Below are 17,650 nucleotides of genomic sequence, written 5' to 3' on the forward strand. Positions count from 1 at the left end.
TCAGATAAATACTTAAAGGGCATATTCGGTCCGGCGTTTCCTGCCGGATGCGGCGCGAGCGCCTTATCCGGCCTACAAAGGGCGAAAATTCAGCAAGTTAAGATATGAACATCAGGCAAAGGGCGCAAACGTCGCGCCCTTACTAAAGCATTACAGCAACTCAAACTCGCCTTTCTTAACGCGTGCGGAATCGGTACCGATGAAGACGTTGAATTTGCCAGGCTCGGCGTCATATTTCATCTGTTGATTCCAGAACTTCAGCGCCTCAATATCGATTGGGAAGCTGACGGTCTGAGTTTCGCCCGGTTTCAGGGTGATTTTCTCAAAACCTTTCAGCTGTTTCACCGGGCGACTCATGGAAGCCGTTACATCCTGCAAATACATCTGGACTACCGTCGCCCCTTCGCGCTTACCGGTGTTCGTCACCTGCACGCTGGCGGTCACTTTACCGTCACGCTTCATGGTCGGCGCAGAAAGTTTCACATCAGAGACGGTGAAAGTGGTATAGCTCAGACCATAGCCGAACGGATAAAGCGCCCCGTTAGCTTCATCAAAATAACGCGAAGTGTATTTGTTCGGCTTGTCGGCATTATACGGACGACCGGTATTCAGATGGCTGTAGTACACCGGGATCTGCCCGACCGAACGCGGGAAGGACATCGGCAGCTTGCCGGACGGGTTGTAATCACCAAACAACACATCGGCAATCGCATTACCCCCTTCCGTACCCGCAAACCAGGTTTCCAGAATCGCATCAGCCTGCTGATCTTCTTTCACCAGCGCCAGCGGACGACCGTTCATCAGCACCAGCACCAGCGGTTTTCCGGTGGCTTTCAAAGCCGCAATCAAGTCACGTTGGCTTTGCGGAATAGTGATATCGGTACGGCTGGAAGCCTCATGCGCCATCCCCTGGGCTTCACCGACCACAGCCACTACCACATCAGATTGTTTCGCGGTCTGCACCGCTTCATCAATCATCTCTTGCGGCGAGCGCGGATCGACTTTGACTGCTTCTTCATACTGATTCAGGAAATCGATAATGCCTTTGTCACTGGTAACGTTCGCCCCTTTGGCATACAGCACTTTACCGTTTTCACCGACGGCATTTTTAATCCCGGTCAGCACAGTCACGGATTGATCGGCAACACCGGCTGCGGACCAGCTGCCCATCACATCACGTTTACTGTCCGCCAATGGCCCAACCACCGCAATGGTTGCTGATTTTTTCAGCGGTAACGTTTCGAGACGGTTTTTCAGCAACACCAGGCTTTCGCGCGCCACTTCACGCGCTTCTTTGCGGTGCAGGCGGCTTTCAGCATTGGTATCCACCGGGTCAGACTCTTTCGGACCGAGATGGCTGTATGGGTCGTTAAACAGCCCCATATCATATTTAACGTTCAATACGTGGCGGGCGGCGTCGTCCAGCTCTTCCATCGTCACTTTGCCGGACTTGATCAAACCGGGCAGATACTTCGAGTAATACTCGTCGCTCATGCTCATGTTGATCCCGGACTTAAGCGCCACGCGCACCGCATCTTCCGGGTCTGCCGCCGTACCGTGTTTGATCAACTCTTTGATTGCGCCATGATCGGAAACGGTGATGCCTTTAAAGCCCCACTGATCGCGCAGAACATCTTTCAGCAGCCAGGAATCAGAAGTTGCAGGCGTGCCGTTGAGTGAGTTCAGCGCCACCATTACCGCGCCGCTGCCTGCGTCCAGCCCCGCTTTGTACGGCGGCATATAGTCATTAAACAGACGCTGCGGGCTCATATCGACGGTGTTGTACTCTTTACCGCCTTCTACCGCGCCGTAAGCAGCAAAGTGTTTGACGCTGGTCATCACCGAGTAGCGATCCGCCGGGCTTTTACCCTGCATCGCTTCAACCATGGTTTTACCCATAATTGAGGTGAGATATGTATCTTCACCAAAACCTTCGGAAGCACGACCCCAGCGAGGATCGCGCGAGACATCAACCATCGGCGCCCAGGTCATGTTCAGGCCATCGTCCGCCGCTTCATAAGCTGAAACGCGCCCGACGGTTTTCACTGCGTCGAGGTTAAAAGAGGACGCCAGACCGAGGCTAATCGGGAAGACGGTGCGCTGACCGTGCAGCACGTCGTAGGCAAAGAAGAGAGGAATTTTCAGGCGGCTCAGTTCCATCACCTGATCCTGCATGGCGCGGATATCCTGGCGTGTGACGGTGTTGAAAATCGCCCCCACCTGCCCGTCTTTGATCATCTCGCGGATCGCCTCTTTCGGGTTATCCGGACCAACGCTGATTAAGCGCAGCTGACCAATTTTCTCATCAACCGTCATTTTCTTGAGCAGTTCGGTGACGAACGCATCCCGCGCTTCGGGCGTTAATGGATGGTTGCCGAATAAATCATCCGCCAGTGCTGGCTGTAGGGCCAGACTCACCGCGATACCTACTGAACATAGCCATTTCATATGGATTATTCTTCCTCTGTTGCCCGACGTGGCAGCGAAAATGGTGCAAAAGCGGTAGTTTGCCATAAGCCTGATGGAGAGAGAAAAAGAAAGCTCAGTTTATTGTCTGAATTTTCAAAATATTCACTCGCTGAATTGTCATACAAGGCGCTATTCTAGTTTGTGATGTTTTTTCGCCACCACAAGGAGTGGAAAATGTCTTCCATGACAACAACTGATAATAAAACCTTTTTGAATGAACTTGCCCGTCTGGTCGGTTCTTCACACCTGCTCACCGATCCCGCAAAAACGGCCCGCTATCGCAAGGGCTTCCGCTCCGGTCAGGGTGACGCGCTGGCCGTTGTTCTTCCAGGCTCGCTACTGGAATTGTGGCGGGTGCTGAAAGCCTGCGTCACCGCCGACAAAATTATTCTGATGCAGGCCGCCAATACCGGTCTGACCGAAGGCTCCACGCCAAATGGTAACGATTATGATCGCGATATCGTGATCATCAGCACCCAGCGCCTCGACAAGCTGCATGTTCTCGGTAAGGGCGAACAGGTGCTGGCGTATCCTGGCACCACGCTCTATTCGCTGGAGAAAGCCCTCAAACCATTAGGTCGCGAACCGCACTCGGTGATTGGTTCATCGTGTATTGGCGCATCGGTTATCGGCGGCATCTGTAATAACTCTGGTGGTTCGCTGGTGCAGCGTGGTCCGGCGTATACCGAAATGTCGTTATTCGCACGCATAGATGAAAACGGCAAGCTGACGCTGGTTAACCATCTGGGAATTGATCTAGGTGAAACGCCGGAGCAGATCCTTAGCAAGCTGGATGACGATCGCATCAAAGATGACGATGTGCGTCACGATGGTCGTCACGCCCACGATTATGACTATGTCCACCGTGTACGAGATATTGAAGCCGACACGCCCGCACGTTATAACGCTGACCCGGATCGCCTGTTTGAATCCTCCGGTTGCGCTGGCAAACTGGCAGTTTTCGCAGTGCGTCTGGATACCTTTGAAGCGGAAAAAAACCAGCAGGTGTTTTATATCGGCACCAACCAGCCGGAAGTACTGACCGAGATCCGCCGCCATATTCTGGCTAATTTCGAGAATCTGCCGGTTGCCGGCGAATATATGCATCGGGATATCTACGATATCGCGGAAAAATACGGCAAAGATACCTTTCTGATGATCGACAAGCTAGGCACCGACAAGATGCCGTTATTCTTTAATATCAAGGGACGTACCGATGCGATACTGGAGAAGGTGAAGTTCTTCCGACCACACTTTACCGATCTCGCAATGCAGAAATTCAGTCATTTGTTCCCCAGTCATTTGCCGCCACGCATGAAAAGCTGGCGCGATAAATATGAACATCATCTGCTGTTAAAAATGGCGGGGGATGGCGTGGGCGAAGCAAAATCCTGGCTGGTAGATTTTTTCAAACAGGCCGAAGGCGATTTCTTTGTCTGTACGCCGGAAGAAGGCAGTAAAGCGTTTTTGCACCGTTTCGCGGCGGCAGGCGCAGCGATACGTTATCAGGCCGTGCATTCCGATGAAGTCGAAGACATTCTGGCGCTGGATATTGCTCTGCGGCGTAATGACACCGAGTGGTATGAACATCTGCCGCCGGAAATCGACAGCCAGCTGGTGCATAAGCTCTATTACGGGCATTTTATGTGCTACGTCTTCCACCAGGATTACATCGTTAAGAAAGGCGTGGATGTGCATGCGCTGAAGGAACAGATGCTGGAATTGTTACGCCAGCGCGGCGCGCAATATCCTGCCGAGCATAACGTCGGTCATTTGTATAAAGCACCGGAGACGTTGCAGAAGTTTTATCGTGAAAACGATCCGACCAACAGTATGAATCCGGGGATCGGTAAAACCAGTAAGCGGAAAAACTGGCAAGAAGTGGAGTAAATACGGCTGGATGCCTGATGCGCAAGCATCGCATCAGGCACGGGTAACGAATGCCGGATGCGGCGTCAACGCCTTATCCAGCCTACGGGCGCGTCACATTTGCAGGACTGATAAGATGCGCAAGCATCGCATCAGGCACGGGTAACGAATGCCGGATGCGGCGTCAACGCCTTATCCAGCCTACGGGCGCGTCACATTTGTAGGCCTGATAAGATGCGCAAGCATCGCATCAGGCATGGGCATCAAATGCCGGATGCGGCGTAAACGCCTTATCCGGCCTACGGGCGCGTCACGTTTGTAGGCCTGATAAGATGCGCAAGCATCGCATCAGGCACGGGCATCGAATGCCGGATGCGGCGTCAACGCCTTCTCCGGCCTACGGGCGCGTCACGTTTGCAGGACTGATAAGATGCGCAAGCATCGCATCAGGCACGGGCATCGAATGCCGGATGCGGCGTGAACGCCTTCTCCAGCCTACGGGCGCGTCACATTTGTAGGCCTGATAAGATGCGCAAGCATCGCATCAGGCACGGGCAACGAATGCCGGATGCGGCGTCAACGCCTTCTCCGGCCTACGGGCAAGCAAACTTAATCGTTTTGTGCCGTCTGCCCTGCCGCCGCCATCTGGGCGGCTTTTTGTTTTTTATAACTCAACGCCGCTGCCGGAACGGGCATCACTTTGCCGGTTTCAATCCATGTACGCAGGCGGCTAGCATCGGCAAAATGGGTATATTTGCCAAACGCATCCATCACCACCAGCGCCACCGGTTTATTATTGAAAACCGTGCGCATCACCAGGCAATGCCCTGCGGCATTGGTAAAGCCCGTTTTGGTTAGCTGGATATTCCAGTTATCGCGATACACCAGATGGTTAGTATTGCGGAATGGCAGCGTATACGACGGGTTAGAGAAGGTCGCCATATCTTCACGGGTGGTACTTAACTGACCGATCAACGGATATTGTTTGGTGGCAATCAACAATTTGGTCAGATCACGGGCAGTCGAAACGTTATGCACAGATAGCCCGGTCGGTTCAACGAAGCGCGTGTTATTCATCCCGAGAGCTTTTGCTTTCGCATTCATTGCTTTAATAAATGCGTTATAACCGCCAGGATAATGATGTGCCAGGCTCGCCGCCGCGCGGTTTTCCGAAGACATCAACGCCAGCAGCAGCATATCTTTACGGCTGATTTCACTGTTCAGTCGTACGCGCGAATAGACCCCTTTCATCTCCGGCGTCTGGCTGATGTCTACTTTTAGTTTCTCATCCAGCGGCAGTCGTGCATCCAGCACAACCATCGCAGTCATTAATTTGGTGATTGAGGCAATCGGACGCACCAGATCCGGGTGGTTCGAATAGATCACTTTGTTGGTATTAAGATCAACAATCATCGCGCTACCGGAAGCAATTTCCGGCTGCGAAGCGGTGGTAGCGGCTGCCGTTTTCGCAGCGGCCTGCGGCGCAAAAGGCACAGCCAGCATCAGGGCCAGGCTAAATAAAGAAACTCGAAATTTCGGCATGATGAGCATTCAAATAGTGGTTCACGCGCACGGGTTGCGCACCGCCGGAGTAAGGATTTACTGAGGCTAGCGAAGCCATCATAACGAGCAAAAAGTGCGGTCGTCAAAGGAGAATCGTGAGGAAATGCTGCATTGCTGACATTTACGCCAGCAATGCAACGCAAAAGAACTTTCTAGAACAGACGATAACCGTACCCCCAAAGTATGACGGTAAGGGCGAGCAGGACTTCCAGTACCAGCACACCAATCGCCAGTGTCGAACTGGAGAAGCTAAGACCTTCCTCTTTGTTAATATTCAGGAAGCTTGGAATACCGAGATAAAGCAGATACCCCGTGTAAAACAGCGCCACCGTGCCGACCAGAGCACACAGCCAGACCAGCGGGTAAAGCGCTACCAGACCGCTTAGAAACAGCGGCGTCGCGACGTATCCCGCGAAGACCATACAGTGCGCAAGCGACGGGCGCTGTGGGTAATTGCGCGCCATCCACCAGATGACCCGCCCCATCACCGCGACCCCAGCCAGCATCACGCCATAAAACAAGACAGCCAACGCCAGTCCGGTAAACCAGGATAACTTCAGGATAGTGCCATCGCCAAAATTCCAGCCGATTTGCGTGGTGCCAATGAAGGCGCAAATCACCGGAATCGCCGCCATCAGCAAAACGTGGTGGGTGTAGTGATGAGAAATCGTTTCGTTTTCACGATTAATCACCTGCATTTCACGATCGGGATGGGAAAACAGTCCCCAGACATGGCTCATACCGCCCCCTTGTTGTGAGTTCATGAACCTGACAGTTCAAGTATAAGTCAGCTTGTGATTAATTTTTATTCAACCACAAAATTAGTGCACTACCCTGAGGGGCTTTTTCTGCGTGAATAATTTACTGGGTGTATGCTTACAGGTAACCAAAGGGAGACAGACTGGCCTATGGATATTAATACACTTATTTCACAATATGGTTATGCCGCGCTGGTACTTGGCAGTCTGGCTGAAGGTGAAACCGTCACCTTGCTCGGTGGTGTTGCCGCGCATCAGGGGCTGCTGAAATTCCCGCTAGTGGTACTTTCCGTAGCACTTGGCGGCATGATTGGCGACCAGGCGCTTTATCTGTGCGGGCGGCGGTTTGGCGGCAAGCTGTTACGACGTTTATCAAAACATCAGGATAAAATTGAACGGGCGCAGAAGCTGATCCAACGTCATCCGTATCTGTTTGTTATTGGTACACGTTTTATGTATGGCTTTCGGGTGATTGGTCCGACGCTGATTGGCGCTAGTCAGCTACCGCCGAAAATATTTCTACCGCTGAATATTCTCGGCGCATTTGCCTGGGCGCTGATTTTTACCACCATTGGCTACGCAGGTGGCCAGGTGATTGCGCCGTGGTTGCACGAACTTGACCAACATTTGAAGCACTGGGTTTGGTTGATTCTGGTTGTGGCTCTGGTGGTTGGTGTTCGCTGGTGGCTGAAACGGCGCGGGAAGAAAAAGCCGGATAATCAGGCGTAAAGCAGTTATCTCATGATGCGGCCTGTAGGTCGGATAAGGCGTTCGCGCCGCATCCGACATTCGGTGCACCATGCCTGATGCGACGCTTGCGCGTCTTATCAGGCCTACAAAATATTACCTATTGAAATAGCCACTCACCTCATTGCACTACTCCGGCTTAAACTGCGGATTTGCCAGCATAAAACCGCCATCGACAATCAGCGACTGCCCGGTGGTGTAATTGGCGCCTTCGGAACATAGCCAGGCCACCAGGCTGGCAATCTCTTGCGTTGCGCCGAAACGTCGCAGGGGGATCGAAGGCTCTGCATCAGGCTTCACATCGCCGTCATCCATTCCGTTCATCGGCGTGGCAATCGCGCCAGGCGCGACCGCATTCACCAGAATCTTGTGCTGCACTAACTCCAGCGCCATTGCTTTAGTTAACCCGCCGAGCGCATGTTTAGCGGCTGTGTAGGCGCTGGCATCCGGCAGCGGCGTATGTTCATGTACCGACGTAATGTTGATGATGCGACCGCCCTGCCCTTGTTTCACCATCTGGCGGGCAGCAATTTGCGAGCATAAAAATGCACCATCGACATCAACGGTAAAAATCTTTCGCCACTCATCAAAAGCCATATCAAGAAACGGCGCTTTGATCATTGCGCCCGCATTATTCACCAGCACATCAATGCGCCCCAGCCGTTGAATAAGTTTCTCCAGCGCCAGTGCTCCTTCTGGCAGTTTACCGAGATCCAGCTGCACGATCTCCGCACGTACACCGTGGCTAACCACCTCACGGGCGGTATCTTTTGCCCCTGCTTCATCAGAGTGCCAGGTAATGCCAATATCAAACCCCTGCTGCGCCAGTAATAACGCGCACTCTTTACCTATCCCTGAATCAGAAGCGGTAATAATCGCGACCTGCGCCATTGAGTTCTCCACCTAACGCTGGCTAAACGTTAAGTATAGAAGGCGCATATCCTCAGCGTTTGTAGCCCCCGCCCAGCGCACTGGTGAGTTGAATGGAGGCATCCAGCCATTGCCCTTGCAAAAGCAGGCCGTTGGCTCGTTCGCGAAGCGCCGGAATTCTGGCTTCACTGACGCGGGAACCCGCGATGATGCCCGCGTTAAATCGCGCCTGTGCCAGCCCCACCACACGCATGGCATCACGCTCAATTTGCGCCTGATGCTGGTTTTTCTCTGCCAGTGTCTGCACCTGACTCGCCGCCCGCGCCACATCATTCACCGCCTCGACCACTGCTTTGTTGTAGTTGGCAATCGACAAGTTGCTTTCGGCTTTCGCAATATCAAGATTGGCATTAAGTCTGCCGCTGTCGAATATCGGCAATGTCAGCCCCGCCGTGACGCCCATCTGTTGGGCGGAGCTACGAAAAAGATCGCTTAAATGCAAAGCATCCTGTTGCAGGAAGGCCATCAGATTGATGTCGGGATAAAATGCCGCTTTTGCTGCGTCGATGGTACTTAACGACGACTCGACATACCAATGCGCCGCCTGCAAATCTGCCCGCCGGGCCAGCAAGGAATATCCCAGTTCATCAGGAAGCTGGCTTGCCACTTTCGGCAACGTGACCGGATGCAGCTTCAATGCGCTTTTCTGATGGTTGGTGAGCGCACTTAATCGCGCCTCGATGATTTTCATTTTACCCGCGACATCGTTGAGCTGTTGCTGGGTTTTACTGGCATTAATATCGGTTTCCACACCTTCAACCGAAGAGGTAATTCCACGCTGATAGAGCTGGCGATCGGTCGCAATAATGGTGTTCTGCTCTTTTTCGATTTGCAGCAATACAGTGTTCAAAGCTGCCTGGGTTTGCCACTCCCAGTACAGGCGTGCCACGCTGCCAGCCAGCAATTGTCGGGTCTGCTCACGTTCAGCCGCCCGTGCTTTAACATTCCCCAGGCGAGCAGTAACTTCCGCCCGATTCTTTCCCCAAATATCAAGATGCCAGCCCGCCGTTAAACCAAAAGTACCGTTGGTATACCACGGCCCCGTGGTACCGGCAGCAGGATCGTTCAGGGCAAACGGCCCCATTAACCCTTCAGCCGACATTTTTTGCCGTTGCATATCCGCAGAAAAATCTACCTGCGGGCCATCCTGGGTCGCTACTGCTTTCGCCTGCGCTTCAGCCAGTTGAATGCGCTGTTCAGCCACCTGCATATCCGGCGCGTTCTGTATTGCATTATTAATTAAAGAAGTGAGTTGATTATCGTGGTATTCCAGCCACCACTGGCTGTCTGGCCAACCGTTTTTCAATGCCGCAGGTAACGCCGTGTCCACTTGCGTGGCAGGCGTTTGCAGGCTTAACGCCTGGCGAGTTTCGTGCACAGGCGCACATCCAGCCAACAAAATTAAAAGCGGAAAACAGACGCTTGCTGCATTAATTGAATCACGATTCATGGGGAATAATCAGGTAAGAAACGGTGCGCGGAGATTACCGTGTGTGGCGATATATTTTTTAGTTTCGCGTGGCAATACATCAGCGGAAATAAAACGACATATCCAGAAAAATATACAGTAAGTGAATGATATCCTCTGATTTATCTTAATTATTTATGAATGACGGCAAAGAGTTTCATTTTTTCCTATACTTATTCAGCATTCACAAATAAAGGAACGCCAATGAAAATTATACTCTGGGCAGTATTGATTATTTTCCTGATTGGGCTACTGGTGGTGACTGGCGTATTTAAGATGATATTTTAAAAATCAGATGTGGCATATAAGTTGTCAGGCCAGTAATTAGATGTTTTGTGTACTTGATTTGCAAACAGCTCCGGTGTTGGTGGCGTCAAAATCGCTGAAGCGTTCCCCGAAGGCCGGGGCAGCCCACATGGATGTGGGCTGAGGGCGCGTCTTACAAGGACGTTACCTCGCGCCCGACCCGGTAGCCGAAGGGGATAAGCTGAAGGTACCGCGCAGCGGCGATTTTGTTCGCCAGAGCCCGGGGGTGCAGGGGGCGGCGGCGATTGGCCGCCCCCTGCGCGCTCCTTGCGCCAGTAGCAATATGTGGCTTAGCTCATGAAAGGAGCGCAACAAGATGATGAAGCTGAATAAGCGATTCATTGTCCCTTATAAGCTGCGATTCCACTATTATCGCAGCTTATCGATATCAATTGCCTGAATAGCCATTGCAATATCAGGGGAATTATTCAACACCCGCACATGCTGAAATAATCCCGTTGCTTCATCATATTCTTTACGTAAATAACTCAACCACTGCTTAATCCGCGCGACGTGATATAAGCCGGTATCTCCCTGTTTCTCCAGACGGGTATACTTTTGCAGCAATGCAACGACCTCCGGCCACGGCATTCGCGGTTCGTTATATTTCACCACCCGACTCAGGTTGGGAATATTGAGCGCCCCGCGCCCAATCATCACCGCGTCGCAGCCGCTGATAGCCATGCATTGTTGCGCACTCTGCCAGTCCCAGATTTCACCATTGGCAATCACCGGAATATTCAGCCGCTGGCGAATCTCGCCAATCGCCCGCCAGTCGATATGCTCCGCGCGGTACCCCTGCTCTTTTGTCCGCCCATGCACCACCAGCTCCGTAGCGCCAGCCTGTTGAACAGCATCGGCAATTTCAAATTTTTTCTCGCCACTGTCCCAGCCCAAACGCACTTTCACGCTGACGGGCAAATGCGCCGGTACGGCTTCGCGCATCGCTTTCGCTCCCTGGTAGATGAGTTCGGGATCTTTCAGTAACGTTGCCCCACCGCCGCTGCCGTTAACCGTTTTCGACGGGCAGCCGCAGTTAAGATCCACGCCCCAGGAACCTAATTCCACCGCACGGGCGGCGTTCTCTGCCAGCCATTGCGGAAACTGCCCCAGCAACTGTACGCGCACCAGCGTACCTGAAGGAGTACGGCTGGCGTTTTGTAGCTCAGGACAAATGCGATGAAAAACTTTTACCGGCAGCAGTTGATCCACCACGCGAACAAACTCAGTGATGCACAGATCGTAGTCGTTAACTTCAGTCAGCAATTCGCGCACCAGAGAGTCAAGTACCCCCTCCATTGGCGCCAGTAACACACGCATATCATCACCCGCAAAAAAATGAGGCGCTATGTTAGCGCCTCCGGTCAGCGGATTAAAGGTCTGCCGAGAGGGATTGCGGCAAAGCTGCAATCCCTCTCTATGCTTGATCTATGGCAAACACACTTTCTGTTGCGAAAAAGCAGATTTGCCTGAGTTCGCTGCTCACATCGTCATACCCAGGCACGAAAAATAGCGATGAATTCTTAATGTGATCTGTAGCACATTTTATGAATTAATTGTATGATGAATCCATCTCATCTGGGGTGTTGATTATGAGTAAGACACTGAACATTATCTGGCAATATTTACGCGCTTTCGTCCTGATTTATGCCTGCCTGTATGCAGGCATTTTCATTGCATCCCTGCTACCGGTAACCATTCCGGGCAGCATTATCGGGATGCTGATCCTGTTTGTCCTGCTGGCCTTGCAAATTCTTCCGGCGAAGTGGGTCAATCCGGGGTGTTACGTTTTAATTCGCTATATGGCGCTATTGTTTGTGCCGATTGGCGTAGGCGTAATGCAATATTTTGATTTACTACGCGCGCAGTTTGGCCCGGTAGTGGTTTCCTGTGCAGTCAGTACGCTGGTGGTTTTTCTGGTGGTGAGCTGGAGTTCTCAACTGGTGCACGGTGAACGTAAGGTCGTAGGTCAGAAAGGATCAGAAGAATGATGGCAAATATCTGGTGGTCATTACCGCTGACGTTGATTGTCTTTTTTGCCGCCCGCAAGCTGGCGGCGCGGTATAAGTTTCCCTTGCTTAACCCGTTGCTGGTGGCAATGGTGGTGATCATTCCTTTTTTAATGCTGACCGGCATCTCTTACGACAGCTACTTTAAAGGTAGCGAAGTGCTAAACGATCTGCTGCAACCGGCGGTCGTCGCACTGGCCTATCCTTTATATGAACAGTTGCATCAAATCCGCGCCCGCTGGAAATCAATCATCACCATCTGTTTTATCGGCAGCGTGGTAGCGATGGTGACAGGGACTTGCGTGGCATTGTTGATGGGGGCTTCACCGGAAATTGCTGCGTCAATATTACCGAAATCAGTCACCACGCCAATTGCGATGGCTGTCGGCGGCAGTATTGGCGGTATTCCGGCAATCAGCGCAGTTTGTGTCATTTTCGTCGGGATCCTCGGCGCGGTCTTTGGTCATACGTTACTTAATGCAATGCGTATTCGTACCAAAGCGGCGCGCGGTCTGGCGATGGGGACGGCTTCCCACGCCCTCGGTACGGCGCGCTGTGCTGAGCTGGATTATCAGGAAGGCGCATTTAGTTCGCTGGCGCTGGTGTTATGCGGGATTATTACTTCGCTGATCGCGCCGTTCCTTTTCCCAATTATTCTGGCAGTAATGGGCTAAAATTTGCGATGCGTCGCGCATTTTTGATGTACGTTTCACGCGTTGCATAATTAATGAGATTCAGATCACATATAAAGCCATAGCAGGTTCGTAAACTGTTATCCCATTACATGATTATGAGGCAACGCCATGCATCCACGTTTTCAAACTGCTTTTGCCCAACTTGCGGATAACTTGCAATCTGCGCTGGAACCTATTCTGGCAGACAAGTACTTCCCCGCTTTGTTGACCGAGGAGCAAGTCTCTTCGCTTAAGAGCGCAACCGGGCTGGACGAAGACGCGCTGGCTTTCGCACTGCTACCGCTGGCTGCGGCCTGTGCGCGTACGCCATTGTCGAATTTTAACGTTGGCGCTATTGCACGCGGCGTGAGTGGTACATGGTATTTCGGTGCCAATATGGAATTTATTGGTGCAACAATGCAGCAAACTGTTCATGCCGAACAAAGTGCTATCAGCCACGCCTGGTTAAGCGGTGAGAAAGCTCTCGCGGCCATCACCGTTAACTACACGCCTTGTGGTCACTGCCGTCAGTTTATGAATGAACTGAACAGCGGTCTGGATCTGCGTATTCATCTGCCGGGTCGCGAGGCGCACGCACTGCGTGACTATCTGCCGGATGCCTTTGGACCAAAAGATCTGGAGATAAAAACGCTGCTGATGGACGAGCAGGATCACGGCTTTGCGTTAACTGGTGATGCGCTTTCTCAGGCGGCGATTGCCGCGACAAACCGTTCGCACATGCCTTACAGTAAGTCACCAAGCGGTGTAGCGCTGGAATGCAAAGACGGTCGTATTTTCAGCGGCAGCTACGCTGAAAACGCCGCATTCAACCCGACTCTGCCGCCGTTGCAGGGTGCGTTAATTCTGTTGAATCTCAAGGGTTATGATTACCCGGATATCCAGCGCGCGGTTCTGGCAGAAAAAGCCGATGCGCCGTTGATTCAGTGGGATGCAACCTCCGCAACGCTGAAAGCTCTCGGCTGTCACAGTATCGACCGCGTTCTTCTCGCTTAAGCCTGGTGCCGGATGCGGCGGGAACGCCTTGTCCGGCCTACAGGTCTGGCACGCTGATAAGCGTTGCATCAGGCTTGCCAGCGCTCTCCTGATGTCGAAAATCCCGGCAAACAGTTTACCGTTTCTTGCGCAAAAGCAGCGGGTAAAGTAGCCTGATAAAAATTTCCCGAGATCGAGTCTTCTGCATGTTAAAGCGTCTGTTCTACAGCCTGTTAGTCATGATCGGCTTGCTGCTGTTGACTGTGCTCGGCCTCGATCGCTGGATGAGTTGGAAAACCGCACCTTATATCTACGACGAGTTGCAGGATCTCCCCTACCGTCAGGTCGGCGTGGTGCTTGGCACAGCAAAGTATTATCGCACCGGAGTCATTAATCAGTATTACCGCTACCGTATTCAGGGGGCGATTAATGCCTATAACAGCGGTAAGGTGAACTATCTATTACTTAGCGGCGATAACGCGTTGCAAAGTTATAACGAGCCGATGACCATGCGCAAAGATTTAATAGCCGCTGGCGTCGACCCCTCTGATATTGTTCTCGATTACGCGGGCTTCCGAACACTGGATTCCATCGTACGCACGCGCAAAGTGTTCGATACTAACGATTTCATTATTATCACCCAGCGTTTTCACTGTGAACGGGCATTATTTATCGCTTTACATATGGGTATTCAGGCCCAGTGTTATGCCGTACCATCGCCAAAAGATATGTGGTCTGTCCGTATTCGCGAATTTGCCGCCCGTTTCGGCGCGCTGGCTGACCTTTATATTTTTAAACGTGAGCCGCGTTTTTTAGGTCCATTGGTCCCTATTCCGGCAATGCATCAAGTGCCGGAAGATGCGCAGGGCTATCCCGCCGTCACGCCCGAGCAGTTACTTGAATTACAAAAGAAACAAGGAAAGTAGTTATGGATGTACAGCAGTTTTTTGTCGTTGCCGTTTTTTTCCTAATCCCTGTATTTTGTTTTCGCGAAGCGTGGAAAGGCTGGCGTGCTGGCGCGATTGATAAACGGGTTAAAAATTCGCCGGAACCGGTGTATGTCTGGCGCGAAAAAAATCCGGGACTCTTCTTTGCTTATATGGTGGCGTATTGTGGTTTCGGAATTTTATCTATGGGCATGATTATTTATCTTATTTTCTATCGTTAATATTCCTCTCTCCAGTTAATTATTGAGAATAATTATTACTTCACCTGATAAGCTGCGGATATCACATTCTTAACCGCAGCTATTTGTGAATCCTTTCACAGTTTAAATTTCCCCGCACGCTTAGCCTTAATATCAGTACATTATTATTTACTAAACGCTCGCCTTAATTACCTATAGCATTAAGGAAGATCACATGCCGCAACAAAATTATCTGGATGAACTCACTCCGGCTTTTACGCCTTTACTGGCGATTAAAGAAGCCTCTCGCTGTTTATTATGTCACGACGCGCCCTGTAGTCAGGCTTGCCCGGCGCAAACCGATCCGGGAAAATTTATTCGCTCAATTTATTTTCGTAATTTTAAAGGTGCTGCCGAGACAATTCGCGAAAATAACGCGCTCGGTGCCGTTTGCGCCAGAGTATGCCCTACGGAAAAATTATGCCAGCGAGGTTGTACCCGTGCCGGTGTCGACGACCCGATTGATATTGGCCGCTTACAGCGTTTTGTTACTGATTTCGAACAGCAAACCGGAATGGAGATTTATCAGCCCGGCAGTAAAACGCTCGGCAAAGTGGCGATTATTGGTGCAGGCCCTGCCGGGCTACAAGCGAGTGTGACACTGACCAACCGGGGATACGACGTCACGATTTATGAAAAAGAAGCACAGCCAGGTGGTTGGCTACGTAATGGCATTCCGCAATTTCGTTTGCCGCAATCAGTGCTGGATGCAGAAATCGCCCGTATCGAAAAAATGGGGGTGACCATAAAGTGCAATTGCGAGATTGGTAAAACACTCACGCTGGAACAATTGAAAGCGGAAAACCGAGCGGTACTGGTCACCGTGGGGTTATCGAGCGGTTCTGGTCTGCCGCTGTTTGAACATAGCGACGTTGAGATTGCCGTCGACTTCTTGCAACGTGCACGACAGGCGCAGGGCGATATCAGCATCCCACAGAGCGCATTAATTATTGGCGGCGGCGATGTCGCGATGGACGTTGCCAGCACACTGAAAGTTCTTGGTTGCCCGGCGGTGACCTGCGTTGCGCGTGAAGAGTTAGATGAGTTTCCGGCAAGCAAGAAAGAGTTCACCAGCGCTCAGAAATTGGGGGTATCGATTATCGATGGCTTTACGCCAGTGGCTGTAGACGGCAATAAAGTGACGTTTAAACATGTTCGTTTACCGGGCGAACTGACGATGGCGGCGGACAAAATTATTCTCGCTGTAGGTCAGCATGCCGAACTTGCCGCGTTTGCGGCGCTGGAACCACAGCGCAACACCATCGAAACGCAAAATTACCAGACCCGTGACCCGCAACTGTTTGCCGCTGGCGATATTGTTGAGGGCGACAAAACCGTGGTTTATGCAGTGAAAACCGGGAAAGAAGCCGCCGAGGCGATCCATCACTATTTAGAGGGAGCTTGCTCATGTTAACGAAAGATCTTTCTATTACCTTTTGCGGCGTGAAGTTTCCCAACCCGTTCTGCCTCTCTTCTTCACCGGTTGGCAATTGCTACGAGATGTGCGCCAAAGCCTACGACACCGGCTGGGGTGGCGTGGTGTTCAAAACGATCGGCTTTTTTATCGCTAATGAAGTCTCACCGCGTTTTGATCATCTGGTGAAAGAAGATACCGGTTTTATCGGCTTCAAAAATATGGAGCAGATTGCTGAACATCCGTTGGAAGAGAATCTGGCCGCCCTGCGTCGGCTGAAAGAAGATTACCCGGACAAAGTATTGATCGCTTCGATCATGGGGGAAAATGAACAGCAATGGGAAGATCTGGCGCGTCTGGTGCAAGAAGCTGGCGCCGATATGATCGAGTGTAACTTCTCCTGTCCGCAGATGACCTCCCATGCAATGGGTAGCGATGTCGGGCAAAGCCCGGAGCTGGTAGAAAAATATTGTCGGGCAGTGAAACGTGGTTCCACGCTGCCAATGCTGGCGAAGATGACGCCGAATATCGGTGATATGTGCGAAGTGGCGCTGGCGGCGAAGCGCGGCGGCGCAGATGGCATTGCAGCGATTAACACCGTCAAATCCATCACCAATATCGATCTTAATCAGAAAATTGGTATGCCGATCGTTAACGGCAAATCGAGCATTTCCGGTTATTCCGGTAAAGCGGTGAAACCGATCGCCCTACGCTTTATTCAGCAAATGCGCACGCATCCAGAGCTGCGCGATTTCCCGATCAGCGGTATCGGCGGTATTGAAACCTGGGAAGATGCGGCGGAGTTTTTATTGCTCGGCGCGGCAACCTTGCAGGTGACCACCGGCATTATGCAGTACGGGTATCGGATAGTGGAAGATATGGCGAGCGGGTTGTCGCATTACCTTGTCGATCAGGGATTTGATTCGTTGCAGGAGATGGTAGGTCTGGCGAATCATAATATTGTTCCGGCAGAAGATTTAGACCGCAGTTATATTGTCTATCCCCGTATCAATCTTGATAAATGTGTTGGCTGTGGACGCTGTTATATTTCCTGTTACGACGGCGGTCATCAGGCGATGGAATGGAACGAGAAAACGCGTACGCCGCATTGTAATACCGAAAAATGCGTTGGTTGTTTGCTTTGCGGTCATGTTTGCCCGGTGGGTTGTATCGATCTCGGGGAAGTGAAGTTTAAGAAAGGAGAGAAAGAACACCCGGTAACGTTGTAAAACCAGCGTTGCATCCGGCATTTGGCTCCGATTGC

At 51.7% G+C, this 17,650-nt stretch carries 16 protein-coding genes; 10 read left to right on the forward strand and 6 right to left on the reverse strand.

The window, feature by feature from the left end:
- Positions 1–150: 150 nt before the first annotated feature.
- Positions 151–2,448 (reverse strand): beta-glucosidase BglX, encoded by a 2,298-nt coding sequence (bglX, locus tag D9741_RS14380; protein WP_000871488.1) that lies wholly within the window; start codon positions 2,446–2,448, stop codon positions 151–153.
- Between the two features lie 195 nt (positions 2,449–2,643).
- On the opposite strand from bglX, the gene dld reads away from it, so the two are divergent.
- Positions 2,644–4,359, forward strand: coding sequence for a D-lactate dehydrogenase (gene dld / locus D9741_RS14385; protein ID WP_130217152.1), 1,716 nt, complete (start codon positions 2,644–2,646; stop codon positions 4,357–4,359).
- 588 nt (positions 4,360–4,947) lie between these two features.
- Here dld and pbpG read toward each other — a convergent pair.
- Entirely contained in the window at positions 4,948–5,880 is a 933-nt protein-coding gene (gene pbpG, locus D9741_RS14390; protein WP_130207042.1) for a D-alanyl-D-alanine endopeptidase, read from the reverse strand.
- 173 nt (positions 5,881–6,053) lie between these two features.
- Complete coding sequence (locus D9741_RS14395; protein WP_001295454.1) at positions 6,054–6,641, reverse strand: Yip1 family protein; 588 nt, start codon at positions 6,639–6,641, stop codon at positions 6,054–6,056.
- Between the two features lie 168 nt (positions 6,642–6,809).
- On the opposite strand from D9741_RS14395, the gene D9741_RS14400 reads away from it, so the two are divergent.
- Entirely contained in the window at positions 6,810–7,388 is a 579-nt protein-coding gene (locus D9741_RS14400; RefSeq protein ID WP_130217150.1) for a DedA family protein, read from the forward strand.
- 147 nt (positions 7,389–7,535) lie between these two features.
- Here D9741_RS14400 and D9741_RS14405 read toward each other — a convergent pair whose 3' ends face one another.
- The gene (locus D9741_RS14405) at positions 7,536–8,297 is read right to left on the reverse strand and encodes an SDR family oxidoreductase (RefSeq protein ID WP_130217148.1); all 762 of its coding nucleotides are present in this window, start codon (positions 8,295–8,297) and stop codon (positions 7,536–7,538) included.
- A gap of 52 nt (positions 8,298–8,349) precedes the next feature.
- Positions 8,350–9,786: a multidrug resistance outer membrane protein MdtQ gene (gene mdtQ / locus D9741_RS14410; protein ID WP_130217146.1), complete on the reverse strand. Its 1,437-nt coding sequence runs from the start codon at positions 9,784–9,786 to the stop codon at positions 8,350–8,352.
- Positions 9,787–10,008: 222 nt separating this feature from the next.
- Here mdtQ and yohP point away from each other — a divergent pair, with 222 nt between their 5' ends.
- Positions 10,009–10,092: a small membrane protein YohP gene (gene yohP / locus D9741_RS23610; RefSeq protein WP_000691708.1), complete on the forward strand. Its 84-nt coding sequence runs from the start codon at positions 10,009–10,011 to the stop codon at positions 10,090–10,092.
- Positions 10,093–10,479: 387 nt separating this feature from the next.
- Here yohP and dusC read toward each other — a convergent pair whose 3' ends face one another.
- Entirely contained in the window at positions 10,480–11,430 is a 951-nt protein-coding gene (gene dusC, locus D9741_RS14420) for a tRNA dihydrouridine(16) synthase DusC (protein WP_130217144.1), read from the reverse strand.
- Positions 11,431–11,702: 272 nt separating this feature from the next.
- Here dusC and D9741_RS14425 point away from each other — a divergent pair, with 272 nt between their 5' ends.
- The 7 genes from D9741_RS14425 to preA all read left to right on the forward strand — a co-directional run bounded on the left by D9741_RS14425 (position 11,703) and on the right by preA (position 17,615).
- Complete coding sequence (locus tag D9741_RS14425) at positions 11,703–12,101, forward strand: CidA/LrgA family protein (RefSeq protein WP_001295452.1); 399 nt, start codon at positions 11,703–11,705, stop codon at positions 12,099–12,101.
- Entirely contained in the window at positions 12,098–12,793 is a 696-nt protein-coding gene (locus D9741_RS14430; RefSeq protein ID WP_130207051.1) for a CidB/LrgB family autolysis modulator, read from the forward strand. The genes D9741_RS14425 and D9741_RS14430 overlap by 4 nt, the downstream gene beginning before the upstream one ends.
- Positions 12,794–12,922: 129 nt before the next feature.
- A complete protein-coding gene (gene cdd, locus D9741_RS14435; RefSeq protein WP_130217142.1) occupies positions 12,923–13,807 on the forward strand; it encodes a cytidine deaminase in 885 nt (294 codons plus the stop codon).
- Positions 13,808–13,992: 185 nt separating this feature from the next.
- Positions 13,993–14,712, forward strand: a complete 720-nt coding sequence (sanA, locus tag D9741_RS14440; protein WP_130207054.1) for an outer membrane permeability protein SanA — start codon at positions 13,993–13,995, stop codon at positions 14,710–14,712.
- A 2-nt stretch (positions 14,713–14,714) separates the two neighbouring features.
- A complete protein-coding gene (locus D9741_RS14445) occupies positions 14,715–14,954 on the forward strand; it encodes a DUF2542 family protein (RefSeq protein WP_130217140.1) in 240 nt (79 codons plus the stop codon).
- A 193-nt stretch (positions 14,955–15,147) separates the two neighbouring features.
- Positions 15,148–16,386: an NAD-dependent dihydropyrimidine dehydrogenase subunit PreT gene (gene preT, locus D9741_RS14450; protein ID WP_130217138.1), complete on the forward strand. Its 1,239-nt coding sequence runs from the start codon at positions 15,148–15,150 to the stop codon at positions 16,384–16,386.
- Positions 16,380–17,615 carry an NAD-dependent dihydropyrimidine dehydrogenase subunit PreA gene (gene preA, locus D9741_RS14455; RefSeq protein ID WP_130217136.1) on the forward strand — a complete coding sequence of 412 codons (1,236 nt, stop codon included), beginning with the start codon at positions 16,380–16,382 and terminating at the stop codon, positions 17,613–17,615. The genes preT and preA overlap by 7 nt, the downstream gene beginning before the upstream one ends.
- Positions 17,616–17,650 lie beyond the last annotated feature (35 nt).

Source organism: Escherichia sp. E14V7, from assembly GCF_004212225.1.
In the GTDB taxonomy this organism is placed as follows: Bacteria; Pseudomonadota; Gammaproteobacteria; order Enterobacterales; family Enterobacteriaceae; genus Escherichia.

Excerpts from the sequence above, each read along its gene's own strand:
- dusC (WP_130217144.1), bottom strand. The coding sequence starts at position 11,430 with ATGCGTGTGTTACTGGCGCCAATGGAGGGGGTACTTGACTCTCTGGTG.
- pbpG (WP_130207042.1), bottom strand. The coding sequence starts at position 5,880 with ATGCCGAAATTTCGAGTTTCTTTATTTAGCCTGGCCCTGATGCTGGCT.
- bglX (WP_000871488.1), bottom strand. The coding sequence starts at position 2,448 with ATGAAATGGCTATGTTCAGTAGGTATCGCGGTGAGTCTGGCCCTACAG.
- yohP (WP_000691708.1), top strand. The coding sequence starts at position 10,009 with ATGAAAATTATACTCTGGGCAGTATTGATTATTTTCCTGATTGGGCTA.
- sanA (WP_130207054.1), top strand. The coding sequence starts at position 13,993 with ATGTTAAAGCGTCTGTTCTACAGCCTGTTAGTCATGATCGGCTTGCTG.
- cdd (WP_130217142.1), top strand. The coding sequence starts at position 12,923 with ATGCATCCACGTTTTCAAACTGCTTTTGCCCAACTTGCGGATAACTTG.
- dld (WP_130217152.1), top strand. The coding sequence starts at position 2,644 with ATGTCTTCCATGACAACAACTGATAATAAAACCTTTTTGAATGAACTT.
- mdtQ (WP_130217146.1), bottom strand. The coding sequence starts at position 9,786 with ATGAATCGTGATTCAATTAATGCAGCAAGCGTCTGTTTTCCGCTTTTA.
- D9741_RS14430 (WP_130207051.1), top strand. The coding sequence starts at position 12,098 with ATGATGGCAAATATCTGGTGGTCATTACCGCTGACGTTGATTGTCTTT.
- D9741_RS14425 (WP_001295452.1), top strand. The coding sequence starts at position 11,703 with ATGAGTAAGACACTGAACATTATCTGGCAATATTTACGCGCTTTCGTC.
- D9741_RS14445 (WP_130217140.1), top strand. The coding sequence starts at position 14,715 with ATGGATGTACAGCAGTTTTTTGTCGTTGCCGTTTTTTTCCTAATCCCT.
- preA (WP_130217136.1), top strand. The coding sequence starts at position 16,380 with ATGTTAACGAAAGATCTTTCTATTACCTTTTGCGGCGTGAAGTTTCCC.
- D9741_RS14400 (WP_130217150.1), top strand. The coding sequence starts at position 6,810 with ATGGATATTAATACACTTATTTCACAATATGGTTATGCCGCGCTGGTA.
- preT (WP_130217138.1), top strand. The coding sequence starts at position 15,148 with ATGCCGCAACAAAATTATCTGGATGAACTCACTCCGGCTTTTACGCCT.
- D9741_RS14395 (WP_001295454.1), bottom strand. The coding sequence starts at position 6,641 with ATGAGCCATGTCTGGGGACTGTTTTCCCATCCCGATCGTGAAATGCAG.
- D9741_RS14405 (WP_130217148.1), bottom strand. The coding sequence starts at position 8,297 with ATGGCGCAGGTCGCGATTATTACCGCTTCTGATTCAGGGATAGGTAAA.